This is a genomic window from Hydrogenophaga intermedia (genome assembly GCF_000723405.1).
GTDB lineage: Bacteria > Pseudomonadota > Gammaproteobacteria > Burkholderiales > Burkholderiaceae_C > Hydrogenophaga > Hydrogenophaga intermedia.
This window is the reverse complement of the sequence record NZ_CCAE010000011.1, coordinates 67,664-89,034: the sequence shown is the minus strand read 5'-3', so window position 1 is coordinate 89,034 and position 21,371 is coordinate 67,664. Positions and strand designations below refer to the sequence as shown.

Below are 21,371 nucleotides of genomic sequence, written 5' to 3'. Positions count from 1 at the left end.
ATGATGCCCATCAGCGGCAGCGCAGGCGGCGGCGGTCCTTCGAACGCCTCGTCGGCGGCCAACTCCAGCGGCTGGGTCGTGAATTTCGGCTCTGGCGGCGTGAACACGGGCGGCAGCGGCGACATGGCGCAGTACCTGCCCTATGCGGTGCTGCTGGTCGGCGCGTTGATCGCGGTCAGCTACTTCAAGCGCAAGAAATGACGCCGACCACCCGGGACCAGGCTGCGCAGGCCTTCGCGCTTTGCGCGGGCCTGGACCCCGAGGGCGTCGAAACCCCCGAAGGCGCGGCGGCGGCCGGCGAGTGCTTCGAACTGTGCACCGCCTGCGGCCGGCTGTTCCTGTCGGTGTCCTTCGTTGACGGCGTGGGCTGGATTCACGCGGCTGCGGGGCAGGGGCAGGGCATGACGGCCGAGGGCCTGCATGCGGTGGAGTGCCAGGCGCTGGCGCGCGGCTGTCGCCTGGTGGGCTTTCAGACGGTGCGCCGTGGCCTGGTGCGCCGAGCGAAGAAACACGGATACCGGATCACGCGCACCGTGGGCGCGGGGTTCGTTTTGGTGAAGGCCATCAAGCCATGAACGTCTACGAGTTGAAGCGCAAGGCCTTGGGCCATCACTGCCCCTGCATCGGGGGCAGTTCCAAGAGCGCGAACACCAGCGAAGACAACCGCGTCACGGCGGGCTCCGTGGGGATCAGCGGCGCGGGCAACGCGGTGCAGATCACCGACGGCGGGCTGGTGTCGCGCGGCCTCGATACGGTGGACCTGTCCATTGCCAACCTGGGCGAGGGCTACGCCGACCTGATCGATGCGGCGCACAACATCTTCACGCAGGGGCAGAGCCTCATCGGCCAAACGCAGAAGTCGGTGGCCGATGCCTACGCGCAGGCCGAGGCCGACAAGTCGGGGGCGCTCGATCAGCGAACCATCATCGTGCTGGCCGTCGTCGTGGCGGTGGTGGCCGGCTTCTACTTCGTGAATCGCAAGGGCTGACCATGTCGATGACCATCACCCTGCAAGCCGGCGTGCCGCAAGAGTTCTATGGCGTGTGCAACTTCCTGCGCATCTTGGAGGCGGCCGGGCCGCTGACGCTGGAGTTCTACAGCGGAGGGCGCGAGGTCGCCGAAGCCGTGGACGTGGGCGAGGGCTACGCCGAGAAATTCGAGGTCGGCACCTTTGATCGCGTGCGCCTGCACAGCGCATCGACTCAGGTGGTGCAGTTCGTCACGCGCCTGGGCAACACGGTGGCCTACGACAAGGCGCCAGTGGGGGATGTTCAGGTGGTGGGATCGGTGCTGCTGGCAGACGAGAGCATGCGCCCCGTGCTGCCGACTCACAACTGGTCAACCGGTGCCACGGTCGCGGCCGTCACGCCGCTGACGGTGTTCAATGCCGCCGCCAACCCCAACGGGGCCATTCTGTGGAGCGCGGGCGCAAGCGACGCAACGTCGTCCGCCACCATCGTGCAGGCCTTCGTAGCGAAAGCGACCGCGCCGACCGGGGTGGGTGACGGCGATGTCATCGCGCAATCGGTGTTCTCTCAATCGGGGTCCGTGCAGATCGCCAACATCGATCTTCAGCAGCCGCGCCGCATCGCGCCGGGCTTGGGACTGTTCTTCATCAGCAGCACGGCGGGCGGCGGCGCCTGGTTCCGCCATGCACGGTACACCCTGCTGTGATCCATGCGACCTGCGTTCCTCATCGCGTCGGCGGGCCTGCTCGCGGCCGGCGCCTGGCTGCTCATGCGCCGCGAGCAGGAGGCGGCCGACCTGTGGGCGTCCGCTGTGCAAGCGGGCGAGGGCATCGCCGAGGAAGTGACCGAGGCGGCCGAAACCATCATCGACACCATCACCATGCGGCTTGACCTCTCCAAGATGCGCACCGTCACGGCGGCCGACGTGGCGCACCCCAACGTGCGCGCGCTGGTGGCTGTGATCCGCCGCGGCGAGGGCACGGCGGGCGAAGACGGCTATCGAACCCTGTTCGGCGGTGGCCTGTTCACCAGCTTCGCCGACCACCCGCGCCAGCGCATCACGCGCATGCTGGGCGGCAAGCCCATCACCAGCACGGCTGCCGGCGCCGGCCAGTTCCTGGCGTCCACGTGGGACGAGACGGCCCGCATCATGGGTCTGACCGACTTCACCCCTGCAAGCCAGGATCGCGCCATCGTCGGCCGCATCGCAGCGCGCGGCGCACTCGATGACGCCAAGGCCGGGCGCGTCGATCTGGCGTTGCAGAAGATCGCCCGCGAGTGGGCCAGCATGCCCGGCTCGCCCTACGGTCAACCCGTCATTTCCCTTGCCACGGCCCGAGGCGTGTTCGCCTCGGCCGGTGGCACCTTCGCCTGAGGAAAACCATGAAGCTGCAAACCACCGAAATGCTCGTTCTCGGCCTGGCCGGCATCGCCGTGTACATGATCTGGCGCAGCCAGACCACGCCGCGCGTGAACGCGCCGCGCGACACCGGCAAGCCGCTCGATTGGGTCGATGAAATCTTCGACTCGGCGGGCAAGGCCTTTAACAACGGGTGGCGCTACTTCGAAAACGGTGTCGCCATCGACCCCAGCGGAAACTACTACCAAAACGGGCAGATGGTCTGGCAGGCGCCGGGCGCGGGGGCCTGACGTGGTGCGCGTGTCTCCCGTCTACATCGTGGGTGCCGGCGCCGTGCTGCTCGCGCTGGTGTGGGCCATGACGCGCGAGGGCGGCGCGCGCGGCGTGGGCGCAAGCCTCGGTGAAGCCGCGGTCGATTTCATCGACGGCACCGCCTCGGGCGCTGTCGTCGGCATCGGTGAACTGGTGGGCATCCCGGCCACCAACAAGACGCAATGCCAGCTTGACCGCGAGGCGGGCAACACCTGGGCGGCGTCGTTCTCCTGTCCTGCGAAGGACTTCCTCAACTACCTCTGGAGCTAGCGCATGCACGCCTTTCTGAACCGCATCAAGGAACCTTCGACCTGGGCCGGCCTGTCGGCCCTGGGCATCGTCTTCGGCCTGCCGCCCGGCACCATGGACCTGATCGCGCAAGTCGTGCTGGGCGTCACCGGCCTGGCCGCCATCGCGCTGCCTGAGAAAAAGCAGCCGTGAGCCAGTTGGTGAGCATCGCGGTCACGGCCCTGGTGAACGGGGCCGTCATGTGGGGCGTGGTGTCCACCAAGCTCGATTGGTTGCGCGCGGACGTGGACCGCCTGGAAACGCGCGTGGCCCATCTGGAGCGCAAGCCGTGAGCGTGCGCAAGATCATCCCCTCAGTCCCCGAGGTCGGCCGCGAGGCCGTCATCGTCCTGGCCGGCGCTTTGCTGGCCGCCCTCGTCATCGGTCAACTGCCCGGCGTGCGCGCCTGGATCAAGCGGCAGTGGGACGGTGCGCAACCACCTGGAGCAACGTGATGGCAACGAAGAAACGCGCGGTGAGCAAGTCCGCCGCCACCAAGGGCAAAGGCCGCTTGAAGAAGGGCTTTCGCTACGCCAAGGGCGGGCGCATCGTGAAGGCGAAGGCCAAGCGCTGATCAGGCGCGCCAGAAAGGCAAGTTCGCAGCCTCGGGCTGGGCCTGGGTCAATTCCCGCTCCAGCACCGCGATACGCCGCCGCAGGGCGGCGTTTTCGTTGGCCAGGGCCTGCGCATGGCCCCGGTGCACGTCGGCGGCTGTCGCGGCCTCGGCGTCGGCCGCAGAGCGCCCCCAGCGGCTTTCCCAGTACAGCGCCAGCATGACGGCGCGCGGCGCCTGCTGCGTGGCCTCGTAGCGCGCGAGCGTGCGTGTGGACAGGCCAAGATGCCGGGCGACATGCGGGCGGGCCGCCTGCTGGTCGTGCAGCAGCCAGGCGAAGGGCGGCAGACCAGCAGCCGAAGGCGCGCGGAACATGACAGGATGTCGGCCGGCTGAGCCGCGGCTTTAGGACAAGGCGGCCACGGCCGCCAGCACGAAGACGAGAACCCAGCACAGCGCCAGGATGGACCAGCCCAGGGGGGTGAGGGCCAGGGCGCGGGCCAGGTGCAGCAGCGCGCGCAGCATCAGGCGGCCACCGGCATGAGCGTCAACCGGCCGCGCAGCCTGGTTAACATAATATACATCGTAGAACTATTTGAGATGTGCAGATCGTGAACCCTCGATCAAAACGCCGTTACCCAACGCCGCCTGTCCATACCCCCAAGGACACCGAAGGTCAGACATCGAACCCACGGAGCCGCGCATGAACCTGGAAGCCGTCGAGCATTGCCTTCACCGCGCCGCTGAGCAGTCAAGCGTATGGGCGGTCATTCGGGAAGCCACCGACGCGACCTGGATGATCGTATTGGCCGATGAGTCCATCGTCGACGTCGAGTACGACGCTGCCCACGCCGAGTTCCTGTTTCGCGCCGAACTCGGCCTTGTGAAAGACGCCATTCAGCGCAGCTCGATCAACGATCTCATCCTTCGCTGCCACGGCGTGATCCCTGTGCCCACCATCACGCTGACCCAGGATCAGCGCTACGAACTGCTGGCCAGTTGGCCCATGGACCCCGATGCGCCGCAGCCGCTGGCCGTCTACCTGGATGACGTGGCCAGCCAGATCACCCTGTGGCGAGAAGTCGTGAACCAACCCACGGCGTCGGGCACATGCGGCGACGTCATTCCCGAACTGGGCCTTTTTGCCTGACCTTGCCTGTTTGCCCCGAAAACACACGCGCCATGAGAATCCACCGTCCCAATACACCGCCTTCGGCCATCGGAATGGCCGCCTCGCCCGCCGCGAACGCATCGACGAAGACGGCATTGATCAAGGTCGATCAGCAGGCCGCCGTTCAGGCCGCCGTGATGGGCCGGCCGAGTCGGCCGAGTCCGTTGCAACGCCGCGAGGCCGGCATTCAATCGGTCGCCAATTTGTCGAGGCAGCTTGGCATCGATCTGCGTGGGCGAGCTGTCCCGCTGCGCCCGGCCCAGCCCACGCCGAATCACTGATCGCCTTCGGCACAGCCCAAGCAAAGAGCCCCCGATCTGTCGATCGGGGGCTCTTTTTTACTTGGACGCAGAGCGCGTGTAGCGGTGGATCACTCCTCCACGAACGCCTCTTCCCGCTTCTTCTTCACCGATGGCAAGAGCACGATGATCAAGAGCAGCACGGCGACCACCAGCAGCGAGGCCGAGATCGGGCGCGTGACGAACACGGCCCAATCACCGCGCGAGATGAGCAGCGCGCGGCGCAGGTACTCCTCCATCATCGGGCCAAGAATCAAGCCCAGCAGCAGCGGCGCGGGTTCGCAGCCGAGCTTGATGAAGATGTAGCCGATGAGGCCGAACAGCGCGACCATCCAGATGTCGAAGCTGTTGTTGTTGGTGGAGTACACGCCAATGGCGCAGAACAGCACGATGGCCGGGTACAGCCATTTGTAAGGCACCGTCAGCAGCTTGATCCACATGCCGATCAGGGGCAGGTTCAGGATGATCAGCATGGCGTTGCCGATCCACATCGAGGCGATCAGGCCCCAGAACAGGTCCGGGTTGCTGGTCATCACCTGCGGGCCGGGCTGGATGTTGTGGATGGTCATGGCACCCACCATCAGCGCCATCACGGCGTTGGGCGGAATGCCCAGCGTGAGCAGCGGGATGAACGACGTCTGCGAACCGGCGTTGTTGGCCGACTCGGGCGCGGCCACGCCGCGGATGTTGCCCTGGCCGAACGGCACTTCGCCCGGCTTGAGCTTGGTCTTCTTCTCGATGGTGTAGGCAGCAAACGCCGACAGCAACGAACCGCCGCCCGGCAGGATGCCCAGGGCCGAACCGAGGGCCGTGCCACGCAGCACGGCGGGGAACATGCGCTTGAAGTCCTCGGCGGTCGGCATGATGCCGGTGACTTTGGCGGTGAAGACCTCGCGCTTGGACTCGTCGTGCGAAAGGTTGCTGATGATCTCGCCGTAGCCGAACAGACCCATGGCGATGACCACGAAGCTCACGCCGTCGGTGAGTTCGGGAATGTCGAACGAGAAACGCGCCACGCCCGAGTTGATGTCGGTGCCGATGAGACCGATGAGCAGGCCCAGCACGATCATGGCCAGCGCCTTGATCAGCGAACCCGAGGCCAGCACCACGGCGCCGATCAGGCCCACCACCATGAGCGAGAAGTATTCGGCGGGGCCGAAGCTCAGGGCGATTTCGGTGAGCGGCGGCGCGAAAGCGGCCAGCACCAGCGTGGCCACGCAGCCTGCAAAGAAGGAGCCCAGGCCGGCGGCCGCCAGCGCGGGACCCGCCCTGCCCTTGCGCGCCATCTGGTAGCCGTCGATCACGGTCACCACCGAGGACGATTCGCCCGGCAGGTTGACCAGAATGGCGGTGGTGGAGCCACCGTACTGGGCGCCGTAGTAGATGCCGGCCAACATGATCAGCGCCGACACGGGCTCCAGCCCGTAGGTGACGGGCAGCAGCATGGCGATGGTGGCCAGCGGGCCCAGGCCCGGCAGCACGCCGATGAGGGTGCCCAGCAGGCAGCCGACGAAGGCGTACAGCAGGTTCTGCCCGGTGAAGGCGACGCTGAAGCCCAGTGAGAGGTGTTCAAGCAATTCCATGGTGTTCTCTTGTCTCCGTGATCAGTGGCCCAGGAACCACGGCAGAACCGGGAACTGCAGATTGAGGGCGTAGACGAAGGCGCCGTAGCTGCCAATGGCCAGCGCCGTGGCCAGAATGACCGATTCCTTGAGCTTGTGGCCCGGGCGCGCGTAGCCGGAAATCAGCACCAGGCCATAGATGGCCACGATGAGCCCGAAGTGTGGAATGCCCCAGGAAGGAATGCCCACCAGCAGTGCGCCGAAGGCCAGGTTGGCGCCGAGGATGAAGATCAGCGGTCGCCAGGCGATGCCCCCCAGCGATTGGTCGCCGATGTGGCTGCCGAACGACTGGAGCGTGATGACGACGCCCAGAACGGCCAGCAGGATGCCCAGCAACAAGGGGAAATAGCCCGGCCCCATGCGGGCCGCGCTGCCGATATCGAAGTTGGTGGCGCCCACCCCGAAGGCTATGCCTACGATGGTGAACATGAGGCCGGACGCGAAGTCCTTCTGGCTCGCTATTTTCACGACGTCTGTCTCCTGGGGATGCAAAAAACCTGCGCATTGTCCGCGCATGGCCGAGCGGCGGGCATGTGGGATACACCTACGCTGACACCAGCCTGACGCGGCATGGGTCTACCAGCGGCCGGTCGACTGCTTGGCGCGGATGGCGGCGGCGATGGCGTCAGCGGTTTCCTTGCGGCCCGCCCGGTGCGCGAAATCGATGGCACTGAGCCCCTGCTCGTTTTTCATCGCCGTGTCGGCGCCCTCGTCGAGCAAGAGTCGCACCACCTTCGGGTTGCCGTAGAGCGCGGCCATCATCAGCGGCGTGCTGCCGTTGGGCGATTGGGCGTCGATGAAGGCGTGGTGCTCCAGCAGCAGGCGCACCACAGGCAGACTGGCCTCGCCGGGCTGGGTGGCGGCGTAGTGCAACGGTGCCCAGCCGGGCTTGTTCACCTCGGCCTTGCGATCGATGAGCCGGCGCACGAGCTCCAGCTTGCCCTTGAGCGCGGCCATCATCAGGGGCGATTCGCCCTTGGCGTTGCGGTGCTCGACCTTCACCTCGGGCCGGCTCAGCAGGAACATGGCCACGCGGTCGGACTCATCGCGCAGCGCCAGGTACAGCGGGTGCTGGCCGCCGGGGTCCAGGGTGTTGAGGTCGAAGCCGCGTTGGGCCAGGCTGGCAAGGGTGTCCGGGTCGTTGCGCTTGATGGCGGAAAAGAAGTCGTCGTACGAACTGGCCCAGGCGCCAGGGCTGCACACGCCCAAGGCCAGAAGGCATTTCAGAACAAGGCGCTTTTTCATGTTGTTAATGTAAAACCCGAAATTCAGGCGACCATCACGCGATCGAAGAGTCGCTCGAAGTTGCGGCTGGTGGCCTCGGCCACGGCCTCGACGGGCAGCCCCTTGAGTTCGGCCACCTGCGCGGCCACGTGCGGCACCAGGGCCGGGGTGTTGACCTTGCCCCGGTGCGGAACGGGCGCCAGGTAGGGGCTGTCGGTTTCGATCAGCAGCCGCTCCAGCGGCACGAGGCGCGCGGTCTCGCGCAGGTCGGCGGCGTTGCGGAAGGTCAGGATGCCCGAGAACGAGATGTAGAAATTCAGGTCGAGCGCGGCGCGCGCGACCTCCGCAGTCTCGGTGAAGCAGTGGAACACGCCCCGGGCTGGCGCACGCCCGTCACCCGTGCCGAAACCGCCCTCCTCGCGCAGGATGTCCAGCGTGTCGTCCGAGGCGCTGCGCGTATGGATCACCAACGGCAGCCCCGTCTGGCGCGCGGCGCGAATGTGCACGCGAAAGCGCTCGCGCTGCCACTCCATGTCGGCCAGGCTGCGATCACCCAAGCGGTAGTAGTCCAGGCCGGTTTCGCCGATGCCCACCACCTTGGGCCGCGCCGCGCCGTCGAGCAAGTCCTGCAGAGAGGGCTCGATCACGTCTTCGCTGTCGGGGTGCACGCCCACGGTGGCCCACAGGTGGGCATGGTCACGCGCCAGGGCGTGGACATCGTCAAACTCTTCCATCGTGGTGCAAATGCACAGCGCGCGGTCCACCTGGGCGTCGGCCATGGCCTGCAGGATGGCGGGGAACTGCTCGCGCAGCTCGGGGAAATTCAGGTGGCAATGCGAGTCGGTGAACATCCGCCAATGATCCCCCAAAAACACAACGCCCCACGGCCGGGCGGCGGTGAGGCGTTTCGCGGGGCGAACCGGATCAGAGCGTCTGCGTCTGGCGCTCGGAGTTCACGTTGGCGCCCAGGATCTCCTCGATCTTGAGCTTGAGCTGTTTCGATTTCTCGTCGGCCGGGAAGCGGATGCCCACGCCTTGCGTGCGACCACCCTGGGCCTTGGCCGGGGTGACCCAAGCGACCTTGCCCGCCACCGGGTAGCGCTGCGGGTCGTCGGGCAGGCTCAGCAGCACGTAGACGTCGTCGCCCAGGCGGTACTCGCGCGAAGAGGGAATGAAGATGCCACCGTCGGCGAACAGGGGCACGTAGGCGGCATAGAGCGCGGCCTTTTCCTTGATCGAGAGCTGGATGACGCTGGGCCGCGCGGCGGCGCCGGTGGTGGACGGGTTGGTGCTCATGCGGTCGAGTGTAGGGGCAGGGGCACGGCCGAAAGGCCGATAACAGAGCGCGGCGGTCGTGCAGTTTTCAGCGTGGCGATGCAGCCGGTTGCACTTCAGCGACCAGCGGTCGCCAGGGCCTGACGCGCCCGCGCCGCCCAGGCCTCCTGCAGCAGCCCGGCCTGGTAGGGGTGCTCCACGCTGCGGGCCGCCTGCGTGAGTTCGTCCGACCAGCGCGCCAGCACGCGCCAGGGTGGCGACGGTGGCAACTGCTCGGCCGGGAAGAAGCGCGGCGCCGCACCGGCCGCTCGGGCCATGAGGTCGTGGCAGAGCTTTTGCAACACGTCGAGTTGCTGCGCCGGCGCCTGTTCGCCCAGCACCTTCCAGTCGCCGCGCGCCAGAGCCTGCGGCAAACCGGCCCATTGCTCCGGGGTGAACCCGCGACGCGACAGGGCCAGGGCTTCGTCGGGCCGGCCACCGGAGGCGCGCCACCAAGCCTGGGCGGCGGCGGGCGTCGTCTCGGCGGCCGCCTGCAGCCAGGGCAAGGCCTCGGCCTCGTCGGGCCACTGCAGGGTGTGCGTCTGGCAGCGGCTGCGGATGGTGGGCAGGAGCAGGTGCGCGGCCTCGGTGGCGAGCACGAAGCGCACGCTCGGGCTGGGTTCTTCCAGCGTCTTCAGCAGGGTGTTCGCGGACTCGACGTTGAGCCGCTCGGCCGGATAGACCAGCACCACTTGCGTGCCGCCGCGAGCGCTGGTGGTCTGGGTGAATGCCACGGCCTGGCGCGCGGCCTCCACACGGATGGCCTTGCTGGGCTTGCGCTTCTTGTCGTCGAGTTCGCGCTGGGTCGATTCGTCCAGCGGCCAGGCCAGCTCCAGGCTCAGGGTCTCGGGCATCAGCACGCACAGGTCGGCGTGCGTGCGCACGTCGATGGCGTGGCAACTGGGGCATTGGCCGCAGGCGCCGGTGGGTTGGGGGCGTTCGCACAGCCAGGCACGCGCCAGGGCCAGGCCCAGTTCGTACTGACCCAGACCCGAAGGACCGGCCAGCAGCACGGCGTGGGTACGCCAGGTCAGCAGCGATTGCAACTGGCGTTGCAGCCAGGGGGCCAGCGCGGTGTCGCTCATGGGATTCGGCGCACGGCCGCCCCAAGGCGAATCAGCCCCTTCGGGGCTGAGCCCCGCGGCTCCAAGCCTGCCTGCGCAGGCTTGGTCGGGCGAAGAGACGCTGACTCCGGCAGCGTCGCGGCCTGCAAGGCCTCGCGACCCGCGCAGCGGTGGAGCGTGGGGGCCTTCATGCCAGCCAACCGCGTTGCTCGAAGGCCTGGCGAACCATCGCCGCCACGCGCTCGCGCGGCTGGTTCGCGTCGATGCGCACGAAGCGCGCGGGCTCGGCCTGGGCACGCGCCGCGTAACCTTCGCTCACGCGCTCGAAGAAGGCCTGCGGTTGCGCCTCGAAGCGGTCGGGCACGCGGGCGCCGGCCAGGCGCTCGGCCGCCACCGCCGCCGGCAGGTCGAACCACAGGGTCAGGTCGGGCTGGCGCAGGCCGCCGTCGGTGCTGGCCTGCACCCAGCGCTCGAGCTGACCGAGCACGGCCAGGTCGAAACCGCGCCCGTGGCCCTGGTAGGCGAAAGTGGCGTCCGTGAATCGGTCGCACAGCACCACATCGCCTCGCGCCAATGCGGGCTCGATCACCCGCTGCAGGTGATCGCGCCGCGCGGCGAACATCAGCAGCGACTCGCTCAGCGGGTCCATCGGGTCGTTGAGCACCAGGCTGCGCAGCTTCTCGGCCAGTGGCGTGCCGCCCGGCTCGCGCGTGAGCACCACGCGCCGGCCGGCGGCGTCGAAGGCCTTGGCCAGCATGTCGATGTGCGTGGACTTGCCCGCACCGTCGATGCCTTCGAAGCTGATGAACAGACCGGTGGACGACATGGGCATCAGCGGCGCAGGATGAAGCGGCGCACGGCGGCGTTGTGCTCGTTGAGCGTGGCGCTGAAATGGCTGGAGCCGTCGCCGCGCGAGACGAAGTACATGGCGTTGGTGCGGGCCGGCTGCACGGCCGCCATGATGGACGCCATGCCCGGCAGCGCGATGGGCGTGGGCGGCAGGCCGGCGCGCGTGTAGGTGTTGTAGGGCGTGTCGGTGTCAAGGTGCGTACGGCGCAAGTTGCCGTTGAAGGCGTCGCCCAGGCCATAGATCACGCTCGGGTCGGTCTGCAGCCGCATGCCGATGCGCAGCCGGTTGGCGAACACGCCGGCAATGCGCCCGCGGTCTGCCGGCTGGCCGGTTTCCTTCTCGACGATGCTGGCGAGGATCAGCGCCTCTTCGGGTGACTGCAGCGGCACGCCAGGGTCGCGCTGCGCCCAGGCCTCGGCCAGGCGCTCGTCCATGGCGCGAGCGGCCTGGCGCAGCACGGTGGACACGGGCGTGCGCTTGGTGACGCGGTAGGTGTCGGGGAAGAAGCGGCCTTCGATGTGCTGGCCCGGGTAGCCGATGCGCTCCATGGTCTGCTCCAGGCTGAGGCCTTCCAGGTCCTGCGTCAGGTCGGGCGAGCGTCGCAGCGCGTCGATGGCCTGGCGCGCGGTCCAGCCCTCGATGATCTGGGCATTGACCATGGCCTGCTCACCGCGCACCAGCTTGCTCAGCAGGCCGCGCGGCGTGGTGCCCGGGGCGATTTCGTAGACCCCGGCCTTGATGCCCCGCGACTCGCCGGAGAGGCGGAACCAGGCGTACAGCAGCGCGGCAGGCGCCCGCACGCCAGCGGCTTCGATGCGGTTGGCCGCGCCGCGCGCGGACGTGCCCGCCGGGATCTCGAATTCGAGCGGCGCGCTGTCGCTGGCCGTGGCCGGCAGGCTCAGGGGATGGTGGACCCACCAGTGGGCGGCCATATAGGCCAGGCCCAGGAGCAGCAGGGGGACGACCACCAGGTTCTTGAACAGGCGCATTGAAGGCTTGCTAGGGACAGGGAGAAGGCGCCGGGCGGCGACGGCGCGACAGACGGACCATGATAATTCAGCGCGCATGTCCCAAGACACTTCCCCCACCTCCCTGCACGGTGCGGCCCCCCTGCCCTCGCTCGGCGTGATCGCCGCCGAAGGTGACGAGGCCGCGTCCTTCCTCCACAGCCAGCTCACGCAGGACTTCGCCCTGCTCGGCGTGAGCGAGGCGCGCCTGGCCGCCTTGTGCACCGCCAAGGGGCGCATGCTGGCCAGCTTCGTCGCCTTCAAGCGCGCGCACGACCGCATCCTGCTCGTCTGCCGCCGCGACCTGCTGCCCGCCACGCTCAAGCGCCTGCAGATGTTCGTGCTGCGCGCCAAGGTGAAACTGCGCGACGCCAGCGACGAGTTCGCGCTGCGTGGCCTGGCCGGCGACGCGGTGCCCGCCGGGCTCGGCACCACGCCCTGGAGCCACCTGGCCGAAGGCGACGTCAGCGTGGTCCGCCTGTACCCCGCCGGGGCCACCCCGCGCGCCCTGTGGGTGGGGCCGCCCGACGCGGCGCCCGCTGCCCCCGCGCTCACCGAAGCGCAATGGGACTGGCTGGAGGTGATCAGCGGCGTGGCCACCCTGAGCCAGCCCGTGGTCGAGGCCTTCGTGCCGCAGATGCTCAACTACGAATCGGTGGGCGGCGTGAACTTCAAGAAGGGCTGCTACCCCGGCCAAGAGGTGGTGGCGCGCAGCCAGTTCCGCGGCACGCTCAAGCGCCGCGCCTACCTGGCGCACGCCGACGCGCCCCTGCAGGCCGGCCAGGAAGTCTTCCACGCCAGCGACGCCGAGCAACCCACCGGCACCGTGGTGCAGGCCGCGCCCAACCCGCAAGCTGGCTGGGACGCCATCGTCTCCATGCAGACCGGCTCGGCCGACGGCGCCCCGTTGCGCGCGGGCGAGGCCACGCTGCACCTGCTGCCGCTGCCCTACCCCCTGCTCGACGACATCTGAGATGTGCCTGATCGCCTTCGCGATCGACGCCGCGCCCGGCGTGCCCCTGCTGGTGGCCGCCAACCGCGACGAGTACTGGGCCCGCCCCACGGCCGCGCTGCACCGCTGGGCGCTGGACGACGGCACCCCCGTCATCGGCGGGCGTGACCTGCGCGACGGCGGCACCTGGCTGGGCCTGGGCCCGACCGGGCGCATCGCCTGGCTCACCAATGTGCGCCAGCCCGGCGCCGAGCACCGTGGCCGCAGCCGGGGCGAACTGGTCTCGCGCTGGCTGCAGAGCGACACCGACAGCACCGGCTTCGTCGACACCCTGGATCCCGCCGCCTACGCCGGCTTCAACCTGGTGGTGGGCGACCTGCGCCGGGGCGAATGGGCCTGGATCGGCAACCGCCGCCCCGACGCGCCGCACGCCGAGCAGGCGCCCGAGCGGCACTGGCGGGCCATTGCGCCCGGCGTGCACACCCTGTCCAACGCCACCCTGAACACGCCCTGGCCCAAGGCGCGCCGGCTCGCCCAAGCCCTGGGCGATGCGCTGAAAAGCAGTGACGAACAGCCCGCATCGCTCACCGGCGCGCTCATCGACACCACGCTCGCGGCCGACGCCGACCTGCCGCGCACCGGCGTGCCCGACGAGGTGGAGCGCGTGCTCTCCAGCCCCTTCGTGCGCTGGCCCGACCACGCCTACGGCACGCGCAGCTCCACCCTGCTGCGCCTGGGCGCCGACGGCGAGCTGCGCATCGACGAGTGGACGCACGACGGTGCCGCTGGCACGCCCGCGCTGTCCGCGCACGCGCACCGGCAAGAGCGGATCAGAGTGCCTTGACCATGGTCTGGTGCGGGATGCCGGCCTCCTCGTACGGCTCTCCGCGCGTGGCAAACCCCAGGCGGGCGTAGAAGCCCACCGCGCTGCGCTGCGCGTTCAGCACCACCTCGCGGTCGCCGCGCGCGCGGGCCGCGTCCATCAGCGCGAACAGCACCCGCCGGCCCAGGCTGCCGCCCCGCAACACGCGGTGCACCGCCATGCGGCCGATCTTGCCCACGCCGGGCTCGCCGCGCAGCAGCCGGCCCGTGGCCACCACGCGGCCCAGGCGGTTGCGCGCTACCGCGTGCACCGCCGTCGCGTCGGCCTCGTCCATCTCCAGTTCCAGCGGAATGCCCTGCTCCTGCACGAAAACCTCGGCGCGCAGTTGCCGGGCGCCCTCGCCCAACTCGTCCCAGCCGCCCACGCGCAGGTCCAACATGTCCTCGCCCGCCTCGTGGCCCAGCAGGATGTCGCGCAGCGCCTGCGGCACGGGGCGCGAGCGCTGCGTCGCCGGGTCGGCGAACACGTAGACGATCTCGCCGGTGATCAGGTGCTCGTCGCCCCGGAAGATGGCGCCCGTGAAGGCCATGGAGCTGGTGCCCACGCGGCTGCACTTCATCGCCACGTCGATCTGCTCGTCGGCGCGGGCCGAGGCGTGGTACTCCACCGTGGCCTTCACCACGTACAGGTCGCCGTCCAGCGAGTGCATGGACTCCTCGTACGGCAACGCCAGCGCGCGCCAGTAGTCGCTGATGGCGGTGTCGAAGTACATCAGGTAGTGCGCGTTGAACACGATCTTCTGCATGTCCACCTCGGCCCAGCGCACGCGCAGGCGGTGGAAGAAGCGGAAGTCGTCGCGGGTCAGTCGGGTGGTCATGTCAGTCATCTCCTCCAAAAGCGTTCTTCAAGGCCTTCGCGGCGTGCTGGTGCGCGGTGCGCGCCTCGGGTATGGCGCGGCCGAACTGCACGAAGTTGTGCACCACGCCGGCGTAGATTTCCAGATCCACCGGCACGCCCGCCAGGCGCAAGCGGTCGCCGAAGGCCACGCCCTCGTCCACCAGCGGGTCGCACTCGGCCAAACCCATCCACACCGGGGCCGCGCCGTCCAGGTCTTTCAGTTCACCCTGCTCGTCGCGCCCGTCCAGTGGCGCAAAGCGCCAGTCGTCGCGGTCTGCCGGGCTGCGCAAGTAGTGGCCGAAGAAGTAGCTGATGCTCGGCTCGTCCAGGATGAAACCGTGCGCGTAGGTGCGGTGCGAGGGCGTGTCCTGGTGGCCCGCGCAACCCGGGTAGAACAGCAGTTGCAGCGCCAGCGGCCAGCCCGCGTCGCGCGCCTGCAGCGCGGTCGCGATGGCCAGCGTGCCACCCGCGCTGTCGCCACCCACGGCAATGCGCGCGGCGTCCAGGCCGAGGGCGCTGGCTTCGGCGCGCAGCCAGGCCAGGCTGTCCCAGGCGTCGTGCACCGCGCCGGGGAACTTGCGCTCGGGCGCCAGCCGGTAGTCCACCGACAGCACCGCGCAGCCCGCCAGGCGCGCCAGCGTTCGGCACAGCGGCTCGTGCGTGGCGATGCTGCCGATGGTGAAACCGCCGCCGTGGAAGTAGAGCAGCACCGGCAGGCCGTCCGCCTCGATCGGCAGGTACAGGCGCGCGGGCAGTTCGGCGCCATCGCGCGTGCGAATGCGCAGGTCCTGCGTGCGGGCCATCGCAGGGGGCGACACTTCCAGCACGCCCGCACCGGCCGCATAGGCCTGGCGCGCCTGCTCGGGGGTGAGCGCATGGAACGGGGGGTGGCCGGCGCGCGCGATGCGGTCGATCACGCCGCGCATCGCCGGCGTCAGCCGCGCGCGCGGATCGGGGTGGTGGGACATGGGTGGGCTTGTCGGCTCGGCGACCGCGCAAACGCGGCGCGTCCGTATAGTTTTCGCTGCCCCGAACCATAACCGGAGACCGACATGGCCCAGATCCTTTACGTGACAAACATCCTCATCGACTACGGGGCCTTGTCGCAGTTGCCCGCCGAGTGCGAGCGCATCGGCATGCGCCACCCGCTGATCGTGACCGACGCCGGGGTGCGCAACGCGGGCCTGCTCGACAAGCTGCAAGCGGCCCTTCAGGGCACGCCCGCCGCCGTGTTCGACCAGACCCCCTCCAACCCCACCGAGGCCGCCGTGCGCGCGGCCGTCGAGATCTACCGCCAGGAACGCTGCGACGGCCTGATCGCGCTGGGCGGTGGCAGCGCCATCGACTGCGCCAAGGGCGTGGCCATCGCCGCCGCGCACGAAGGCCCGCTCAAGACCTACGCCACCATTGAAGGCGGCTCGCCGAAAATCACCGCCGCCGTGCCGCCCCTGATCGCCGTGCCCACCACCGCCGGCACCGGCAGCGAGGTCGCGCGCGGCGCCATCCTCATCGTCGACGACGGCCGCAAGCTGGGCTTTCACAGCTGGCACCTGGTGCCGCGCACCGCCCTGCTCGACCCCGAGCTCACCCTGGGCCTGCCACCGCTGCTCACCGCCGCCACCGGCATGGACGCCATCGCCCACTGCATGGAAACCTTCATGAGTGCGGCCTTCAATCCGCCAGCGGATGGCATCGCGCTCGACGGCCTGCGCCGCGGCTGGTTCCACATCGAGCGCGCCACGCGCGACGGCAGCGACCGCGAGGCCCGCCTGAACATGATGAGCGCCAGCATGCAGGGCGCCATGGCCTTCCAGAAAGGCCTGGGATGCGTGCACAGCCTCAGCCACAGCCTGGGCGGGCTCAACCCGCGCCTGCACCACGGCACGCTCAACGCCGTGTTCCTGCCGGCCGTCATCCGCTTCAACGCCGAGGCCGACAGCATGCAGCGCGAGCAACGCCTCGACCGGATGGCCCAGGCCATGGGGCTGAACGCCGGTCAGGAGGTGCCGGCCGCCGTGGCCGAGATGAGCGCCCGTCTGGGCCTGCCCAAAGGCCTGGCGGCCATGGGCGTGGACCGCGCCCTCTTCGATCGAATCATTGACGGCGCGCTGGCCGACCACTGCCACAAGACCAACCCCCGCCTCGCCTCGCCGCAGGACTACGAGGCGATGCTGGAGGCCTCCATGATGGCTTGAGAACTTTTGTAGTTCTTTTGTATTTATGTTCACGAAAAATTGATGACTTTCGCAGTGCTGTAATCGCCTTTTCAGGTGAGGAAGAGCCGTCATGCGAAAGCACAGCGCAGCGGGGCGTGTCAAAGCCGCCCCCGAATTGCCCGCGAAGGCCCCGGTCGTTGCTGCCATCCCGCCCGCCGGACAGGCACCGGCCGGCGGAGACGAATTCACGTTCGGCCCCTTCGTGCTGCGCTCGGACCACCGCGAACTCATGTGCGACGGCGTGCTGCGCCCGATGGAGCGGCGGGCTTTCGACCTGTTGCACTACCTGCTCAAGCACCACGGTCGGGTCGTCAGCAAGGAAGAACTGCTGGAGCAGGTGTGGCAGCGCCGCTGCGTGACGGACTCGGTCATCGCCCAGGCCGTACTCAAGGTGCGCAAGTCGCTGAGCGACGTCCCCGGCTTCGATTGCCCCGTTCAGACCGTGCACCGCGTGGGCTACCGCGTGGTGGGTGAAGTGCGCCACCGCCGTGTGGCCCCGGGGCTCAACGGTCGTGGCCCGGCGCTGCTCGCGGTGCTTTGGCTGGCGCCCCGTCTCGCCCACGGACTCGACCTGCCGCCGTGGCTCCCCGGCGCCCTCGCCGGCTTCAGCGTCCTCTCGCTGCAGGCGCACGGCGTGCAGCCCATCGACACGGAACGTGCGACGAACCTGCACGACGACACGGTGCAGGCCAGCGGGTTGCTGCGTCTGGCGGACACGGAGTCCGACGGAGGCGATGGTCCGCCGGTCTTCGTGCTGGAGGTCGATCTCGCTGCACCCGACTGGCGCACCCGCGTCACCGCCAGCGCCGGCTCGCCATTCGAAGCGGCGTGGCGGGCCGCAGGTTCGACCGCCCTGGCGCTGCGTCTGCGCCAGATCCTGCTGTCCACGTCCCCCGGCGAAGTGGAACGCCGTTGGGAACGCCTGGCGGCCCTGGTCGGCCACCCGCCACCGCAAATGGCGTCGTGCAGCCAGCACCTGCCCGCCCTGTGGTGCCGCTCCCTGGTCGAGCGCAGCCTGGACGCCGAGGCCGACATCCTCATGGAAGGCGCCTGGCGAGGCGACCCGCGCACGCCCCAGGAGTCGAACGAACTTCGACGGCGTGCCTCCCGGGTGGACGCCAGCCGCCTCGAAGGCTGGTCCGACCTGTGCCTGGCTGTCTACGAATGGACCGCTGGTGATCCACGTCGCGTAGCCCACCTTGTGGACCGCGCGCTCACCCACTTCGACCACGCCACCACCACCTCTCTGGCGGTGCGCGCCGGTGCCATCGCCGAACACCTGATGGTTGCCGTGGGCGCCGACTGGGCGGCGCCGGTCTGGTGGCGCCATCTGCGCGACGCGCCGATCGTCGATGGCTCCGCCGGAATTCGCCGCTGGCACCGGTTGGCCAACCTGCACCGCCAGATCGCACGGGACGCACCGAGCGGGCTGGCGTTTCACCGCACCAGCGACGCGGGCAGCAACGTCGCACCGGGCTGCGAGGGCCTGCAGGCCCTGCTGCACGCCCTGTCGGGTCAGATGCGTCACGCCGATGGCGACCTGGACACCGCCCTGAACGAATGGACACGCGCCCATGACCTCGCCGAGCGCTCGCCGTGGCTCACCCCGCGCCTGCTCAGCCGGCTCGCGCTGGGCGACCTGGCCGCCCGTCTGGATGACCGCATCCGGCTCGACGCCTGCCTGCAGGGCCTGGACCACCTGGCCATCGCCGGCCTGCCCCGCTGGCGTGCCGTGAACGACTGGCTTCAGGCGCGCCGTCTGCGGCTGAACGCGCAGCCCCAAATGGCCTGGGGGCTGGTGGAAAAAGCCCTGCCTGTGCTGTCGCACTGCAGCCTGTGGTTTCGCGACGAGGCCTGGCTGTTCGCCATCGACACGGCCTGGCAAACGCGATCGCGCACCGCGCTGTCGGCACTGCGCGACACCATCAGCGGCCACACGCGGCAGCACAACCGCAGCATCGCGGCCATTGCCCTGGCCGCCGACGCCACCCTCGCACTGCTCGATCGCGACATGCCGCAGGCCACCCAGTTCATGCTGCGCGCCTGGCAGACCGCGCCATCCTCGAGCGTCAAACGCCAACTGGCGATGGCGGCGGCCACCGCCATGCTGTGGCGCCGCCCGCCCAGCGCGCAGGCACTCGATCAGGCACTGTCTCAGGCCGGCGCCTGGCTGCAGCGCTCATCCAACGGCCAGCGACTGAGCCAGTTGCATCGGCGCCCGTACGGCGTACTCTCGGCGTCGTCGCCCGAGCCCTACCGCGTGGCCGAACCCGAGGCGGACCTCGGCTGGCTCTGGGCGCCCTGAGCCTGCGTGGCGTCTGGCTTGCCTTGGCCGGCCCGCTCGCCACCCTCCGATGTGGCCAATGTGGCCGAGTTGGCCGGGGGCATGGCGTCGGCGCCGATGTGCGCAACGCCCCGTTCGCGCGCCAGCACCACCTGCCGCTGGCGCTCGGCCAGACGCTCGCGGTCGCCGTCGTCGCGCTGGGCATGGCAGTGGGGGCAGCTCACGCCTTCCTGGAACAGCGGAGAGGCGCGATCGGCCTGGCTGAGCGGCCAGCGGCACGAACGGCACAGCGCGTGCGCGCCCGGGCGCAGGCCGTGGCCCACGCTCACACGCTCGTCGAACACGAAGCACTCGCCTTGCCAGCGGCTCTCGCTTTCGGGCACTTGCTCCAGGTACTTCAGGATGCCGCCTTCGAGGTGGTAGACCTCCTCGAAGCCCTGCATGCGCAGCAAGGCCGTGGACTTCTCGCAGCGGATGCCACCCGTGCAGAACATGGCCACGCGCGGTTTGGTGGCGCCTTGCAAGGCTGGCTGGCGCGCCAACCAGCCGGGCAGATCGGTGAAGGCGCCGATGCCTGGATTGATCGCGCCGTCGAAGCTGCCGATCTTCACTTCGTAGTCGTTGCGGGTGTCGATGAGCAGCACGTCCGGCTGCGCGATCAGCGCGTTCCAGTCCTCGGGCTTCACGTAGTGGCCCGCGTGCTCCTGCGGCCGCAGGCCGGGCACGCGCAGGGTGACGATCTCGCGCTTGAGCCGCACCTTGAGGCGGTGGAACGGCGGGCGGTCGGACCACGAGGCCTTGTGCTCCAGGTCGGCCAGTCGCGCATCGCGCCGCAGCCAGGCCAGCACGGCCTGCACGCCCGCCTCGGGGCCGGCGATGGTGCCATTGATGCCCTCGGGCGCCAGCAGCAAGGTGCCCTTGACCTGGTGTTCGCGGCACCGCTCGATGAGCGGCTCGCGCCAGTCGGCGTGGTCGTGCAGGTCGACGAACTTGTAGAGAGCGGCGGTGAGGTAGGGCGCGGTCACCGGGGGATTATCCCGCGCGCTCTGTCTGGCCTCGCAAGCGCTCAGAGCGGCTCCACCCGCCCGACGTCCGGCTTCGCCAGCCACTCCCCCAGCTCATCGCCCAGTTGCCGGGCCGCCGTCACCGCCTCACCCCAGGCCTTCACCCGCGCCGCCAGATCCTGGCCGTAGCGCACGAAGTCGTTGCGGTCGGGCAGCTTGCCGTCGGGCAGGGTCTTTCTCACCCAATCGGGGTCGGGCGCCACCACCAGCATGTGGTCCAGCGCGGTGCTGCTGCGGTGGCGGCGCTTCCAGGCCTTGTCGAGCCAGCCCGGTACCACCGCTTTCTGAAAATGCGGATACAGCACGATCGGCGCCGAGGCCTCATGCCGGTAGTGCAGGTGCAGGTGGTAGTCGGTGATGCCGCCGTCCCAGTACGGGCCGTGCGGCGCGCCCGGGATGTCCACCACCGGACGCAGCATGAACGGAATGGAGCAACTGGCCTGCAGGGCCTGCATGAAGTTGTGCGGCCCCATGGGAATCTGGCGCGTGCGCAGGTCGTGCGTGGCGAAGGGCAAGGCGCTGGTGGTGCCGGCCGTGGCGTCTGGCCCGGAGAACACCACGCGCTCCAGCCAGCCGCCCAGCGCCGGACGGTGAACCGCGTTGGCCGCGAACGCGCCCAGGTAGCCCAGCGGCGTGCGCCAGCGGCCGTCGCTGGCCAGCAGGCGGCGCCCGCGCGCGGTGACGACGTGCAACCGCCAGCGCGGGTGCTGCAGCACCGGCTCCACGCGCCCGCCGTAGAACGTGCGCAGATTGAGCGAGAACTGCTCGCTCAGTTGCTGAGGCGTGGGCCGCCGCTGCCCGGCCGGCAGCTCGAAGTGCTGGTGGATGTAGTCGTGCTCGAGCCGCTCGAAGCTGCCCCGCGCGTCGGGCAGGCAGGCCGTGGCCATGCGCCAGGCGCCGATGGAAGAGCCCACCAGGTGGATGGTTTGTGGTGCGTCGGCCAGCCAGTGGCCGAACAGCAGGCGGTCGATGGGGCCGAGGATCAAGCCCTTGGGGCCACCCGCCGCCGCCGGAACGACACCGACGTCCGAGGGACGCAGACCCCGTTCGGTCAGGTGGGCCAGGGCCGAAGGGCCGGCATACAGTCGCAGCGCTCGCATGGGC

The 21,371-nt window shown here is 69.4% G+C and carries 29 protein-coding genes; 16 read left to right on the top strand and 13 right to left on the bottom strand.

The window, feature by feature from the left end; genetic code table 11:
• The 10 genes from BN948_RS09505 to BN948_RS26595 are packed head-to-tail and all read left to right on the top strand — an operon-like array spanning position 1 to position 3,382.
• Positions 1–201, top strand: a complete 201-nt coding sequence (locus BN948_RS09505; RefSeq protein ID WP_035621372.1) for a hypothetical protein — start codon at positions 1–3, stop codon at positions 199–201.
• Positions 198–575 (top strand): hypothetical protein, encoded by a 378-nt coding sequence (locus tag BN948_RS09500; RefSeq protein WP_035621370.1) that lies wholly within the window; start codon positions 198–200, stop codon positions 573–575. Before BN948_RS09505 ends, BN948_RS09500 begins: the two co-directional genes overlap by 4 nt.
• Positions 572–988, top strand: coding sequence for a hypothetical protein (locus tag BN948_RS09495; RefSeq protein ID WP_035621369.1), 417 nt, complete (start codon positions 572–574; stop codon positions 986–988). Before BN948_RS09500 ends, BN948_RS09495 begins: the two co-directional genes overlap by 4 nt.
• Positions 989–990: 2 nt before the next feature.
• Positions 991–1,674 carry a hypothetical protein gene (locus tag BN948_RS09490; RefSeq protein WP_035621366.1) on the top strand — a complete coding sequence of 228 codons (684 nt, stop codon included), beginning with the start codon at positions 991–993 and terminating at the stop codon, positions 1,672–1,674.
• A gap of 3 nt (positions 1,675–1,677) precedes the next feature.
• The gene (locus BN948_RS27260; RefSeq protein WP_238327229.1) at positions 1,678–2,343 is read left to right on the top strand and encodes a glycoside hydrolase family 24 protein; all 666 of its coding nucleotides are present in this window, start codon (positions 1,678–1,680) and stop codon (positions 2,341–2,343) included.
• An 8-nt stretch (positions 2,344–2,351) separates the two neighbouring features.
• Positions 2,352–2,618, top strand: coding sequence for a hypothetical protein (locus BN948_RS09480; protein WP_035621363.1), 267 nt, complete (start codon positions 2,352–2,354; stop codon positions 2,616–2,618).
• A gap of 10 nt (positions 2,619–2,628) precedes the next feature.
• Positions 2,629–2,910, top strand: a complete 282-nt coding sequence (locus BN948_RS09475) for a hypothetical protein (RefSeq protein ID WP_138820234.1) — start codon at positions 2,629–2,631, stop codon at positions 2,908–2,910.
• A gap of 3 nt (positions 2,911–2,913) precedes the next feature.
• Positions 2,914–3,081 carry a hypothetical protein gene (locus BN948_RS26605; protein WP_156037836.1) on the top strand — a complete coding sequence of 56 codons (168 nt, stop codon included), beginning with the start codon at positions 2,914–2,916 and terminating at the stop codon, positions 3,079–3,081.
• On the top strand, positions 3,078–3,221 hold the full coding sequence (locus BN948_RS26600; RefSeq protein WP_156037835.1) for a hypothetical protein: 144 nt from the start codon (positions 3,078–3,080) through the stop codon (positions 3,219–3,221). Before BN948_RS26605 ends, BN948_RS26600 begins: the two co-directional genes overlap by 4 nt.
• Positions 3,218–3,382: a hypothetical protein gene (locus BN948_RS26595; protein WP_156037834.1), complete on the top strand. Its 165-nt coding sequence runs from the start codon at positions 3,218–3,220 to the stop codon at positions 3,380–3,382. The genes BN948_RS26600 and BN948_RS26595 overlap by 4 nt, the downstream gene beginning before the upstream one ends.
• A gap of 119 nt (positions 3,383–3,501) precedes the next feature.
• Here the strand turns inward: BN948_RS26595 and BN948_RS09470 are convergent, their stop codons facing one another.
• Entirely contained in the window at positions 3,502–3,855 is a 354-nt protein-coding gene (locus BN948_RS09470) for a hypothetical protein (RefSeq protein ID WP_035621359.1), read from the bottom strand.
• Positions 3,856–4,183: 328 nt separating this feature from the next.
• Between BN948_RS09470 and BN948_RS09465 the strand changes: the two genes are divergently transcribed.
• Positions 4,184–4,630: a hypothetical protein gene (locus BN948_RS09465; RefSeq protein ID WP_009518587.1), complete on the top strand. Its 447-nt coding sequence runs from the start codon at positions 4,184–4,186 to the stop codon at positions 4,628–4,630.
• Positions 4,631–4,704: 74 nt separating this feature from the next.
• Positions 4,705–4,932, top strand: coding sequence for a hypothetical protein (locus tag BN948_RS26590; protein ID WP_138820236.1), 228 nt, complete (start codon positions 4,705–4,707; stop codon positions 4,930–4,932).
• An 89-nt stretch (positions 4,933–5,021) separates the two neighbouring features.
• On the opposite strand, the gene BN948_RS09460 is transcribed toward BN948_RS26590, so the two are convergent.
• The 8 genes from BN948_RS09460 to mltG all read right to left on the bottom strand — a co-directional run bounded on the left by BN948_RS09460 (position 5,022) and on the right by mltG (position 12,013).
• Complete coding sequence (locus tag BN948_RS09460; protein WP_009518588.1) at positions 5,022–6,533, bottom strand: tripartite tricarboxylate transporter permease; 1,512 nt, start codon at positions 6,531–6,533, stop codon at positions 5,022–5,024.
• A gap of 21 nt (positions 6,534–6,554) precedes the next feature.
• Positions 6,555–7,040 carry a tripartite tricarboxylate transporter TctB family protein gene (locus BN948_RS09455; RefSeq protein ID WP_009518589.1) on the bottom strand — a complete coding sequence of 162 codons (486 nt, stop codon included), beginning with the start codon at positions 7,038–7,040 and terminating at the stop codon, positions 6,555–6,557.
• Positions 7,041–7,148: 108 nt separating this feature from the next.
• Entirely contained in the window at positions 7,149–7,817 is a 669-nt protein-coding gene (locus tag BN948_RS09450) for an ankyrin repeat domain-containing protein (protein WP_009518590.1), read from the bottom strand.
• A gap of 23 nt (positions 7,818–7,840) precedes the next feature.
• Positions 7,841–8,647 carry a TatD family hydrolase gene (locus tag BN948_RS09445; RefSeq protein WP_009518591.1) on the bottom strand — a complete coding sequence of 269 codons (807 nt, stop codon included), beginning with the start codon at positions 8,645–8,647 and terminating at the stop codon, positions 7,841–7,843.
• Positions 8,648–8,720: 73 nt separating this feature from the next.
• Positions 8,721–9,092 (bottom strand): PilZ domain-containing protein, encoded by a 372-nt coding sequence (locus BN948_RS09440; RefSeq protein WP_009518592.1) that lies wholly within the window; start codon positions 9,090–9,092, stop codon positions 8,721–8,723.
• A 95-nt stretch (positions 9,093–9,187) separates the two neighbouring features.
• Entirely contained in the window at positions 9,188–10,195 is a 1,008-nt protein-coding gene (locus BN948_RS09435) for a DNA polymerase III subunit delta' (RefSeq protein WP_009518593.1), read from the bottom strand.
• A gap of 166 nt (positions 10,196–10,361) precedes the next feature.
• A complete protein-coding gene (gene tmk / locus BN948_RS09430; RefSeq protein WP_035621428.1) occupies positions 10,362–11,000 on the bottom strand; it encodes a dTMP kinase in 639 nt (212 codons plus the stop codon).
• Between the two features lie 5 nt (positions 11,001–11,005).
• Positions 11,006–12,013, bottom strand: a complete 1,008-nt coding sequence (gene mltG, locus BN948_RS09425) for an endolytic transglycosylase MltG (protein WP_009518595.1) — start codon at positions 12,011–12,013, stop codon at positions 11,006–11,008.
• Between the two features lie 76 nt (positions 12,014–12,089).
• Here mltG and ygfZ point away from each other — a divergent pair, with 76 nt between their 5' ends.
• Positions 12,090–13,004: a CAF17-like 4Fe-4S cluster assembly/insertion protein YgfZ gene (ygfZ, locus tag BN948_RS09420; protein WP_009518596.1), complete on the top strand. Its 915-nt coding sequence runs from the start codon at positions 12,090–12,092 to the stop codon at positions 13,002–13,004.
• A gap of 1 nt (position 13,005) precedes the next feature.
• On the top strand, positions 13,006–13,827 hold the full coding sequence (locus BN948_RS09415) for an NRDE family protein (RefSeq protein ID WP_009518597.1): 822 nt from the start codon (positions 13,006–13,008) through the stop codon (positions 13,825–13,827).
• On the opposite strand, the gene BN948_RS09410 is transcribed toward BN948_RS09415, so the two are convergent.
• Both BN948_RS09410 and BN948_RS09405 read right to left on the bottom strand, forming a co-directional pair.
• On the bottom strand, positions 13,814–14,683 hold the full coding sequence (locus BN948_RS09410; RefSeq protein ID WP_009518598.1) for a YbgC/FadM family acyl-CoA thioesterase: 870 nt from the start codon (positions 14,681–14,683) through the stop codon (positions 13,814–13,816). The two genes, BN948_RS09415 and BN948_RS09410, sit on opposite strands and share 14 nt — an antisense overlap.
• Position 14,684: 1 nt before the next feature.
• Positions 14,685–15,671: an alpha/beta hydrolase gene (locus BN948_RS09405; RefSeq protein WP_009518599.1), complete on the bottom strand. Its 987-nt coding sequence runs from the start codon at positions 15,669–15,671 to the stop codon at positions 14,685–14,687.
• A gap of 84 nt (positions 15,672–15,755) precedes the next feature.
• Here BN948_RS09405 and BN948_RS09400 point away from each other — a divergent pair, with 84 nt between their 5' ends.
• Together BN948_RS09400 and BN948_RS09395 are read left to right on the top strand one after the other, a co-directional pair.
• The gene (locus tag BN948_RS09400; RefSeq protein WP_009518600.1) at positions 15,756–16,898 is read left to right on the top strand and encodes an iron-containing alcohol dehydrogenase; all 1,143 of its coding nucleotides are present in this window, start codon (positions 15,756–15,758) and stop codon (positions 16,896–16,898) included.
• Between the two features lie 91 nt (positions 16,899–16,989).
• On the top strand, positions 16,990–19,224 hold the full coding sequence (locus BN948_RS09395) for a winged helix-turn-helix domain-containing protein (protein WP_009518601.1): 2,235 nt from the start codon (positions 16,990–16,992) through the stop codon (positions 19,222–19,224).
• Here BN948_RS09395 and trhO read toward each other — a convergent pair.
• Both trhO and BN948_RS09385 read right to left on the bottom strand, forming a co-directional pair.
• Complete coding sequence (gene trhO / locus BN948_RS09390; RefSeq protein WP_009518602.1) at positions 19,173–20,228, bottom strand: oxygen-dependent tRNA uridine(34) hydroxylase TrhO; 1,056 nt, start codon at positions 20,226–20,228, stop codon at positions 19,173–19,175. The two genes, BN948_RS09395 and trhO, sit on opposite strands and share 52 nt — an antisense overlap.
• A gap of 41 nt (positions 20,229–20,269) precedes the next feature.
• Positions 20,270–21,367, bottom strand: coding sequence for a patatin-like phospholipase family protein (locus tag BN948_RS09385; protein WP_009518603.1), 1,098 nt, complete (start codon positions 21,365–21,367; stop codon positions 20,270–20,272).
• Positions 21,368–21,371: the final 4 nt, after the last annotated feature.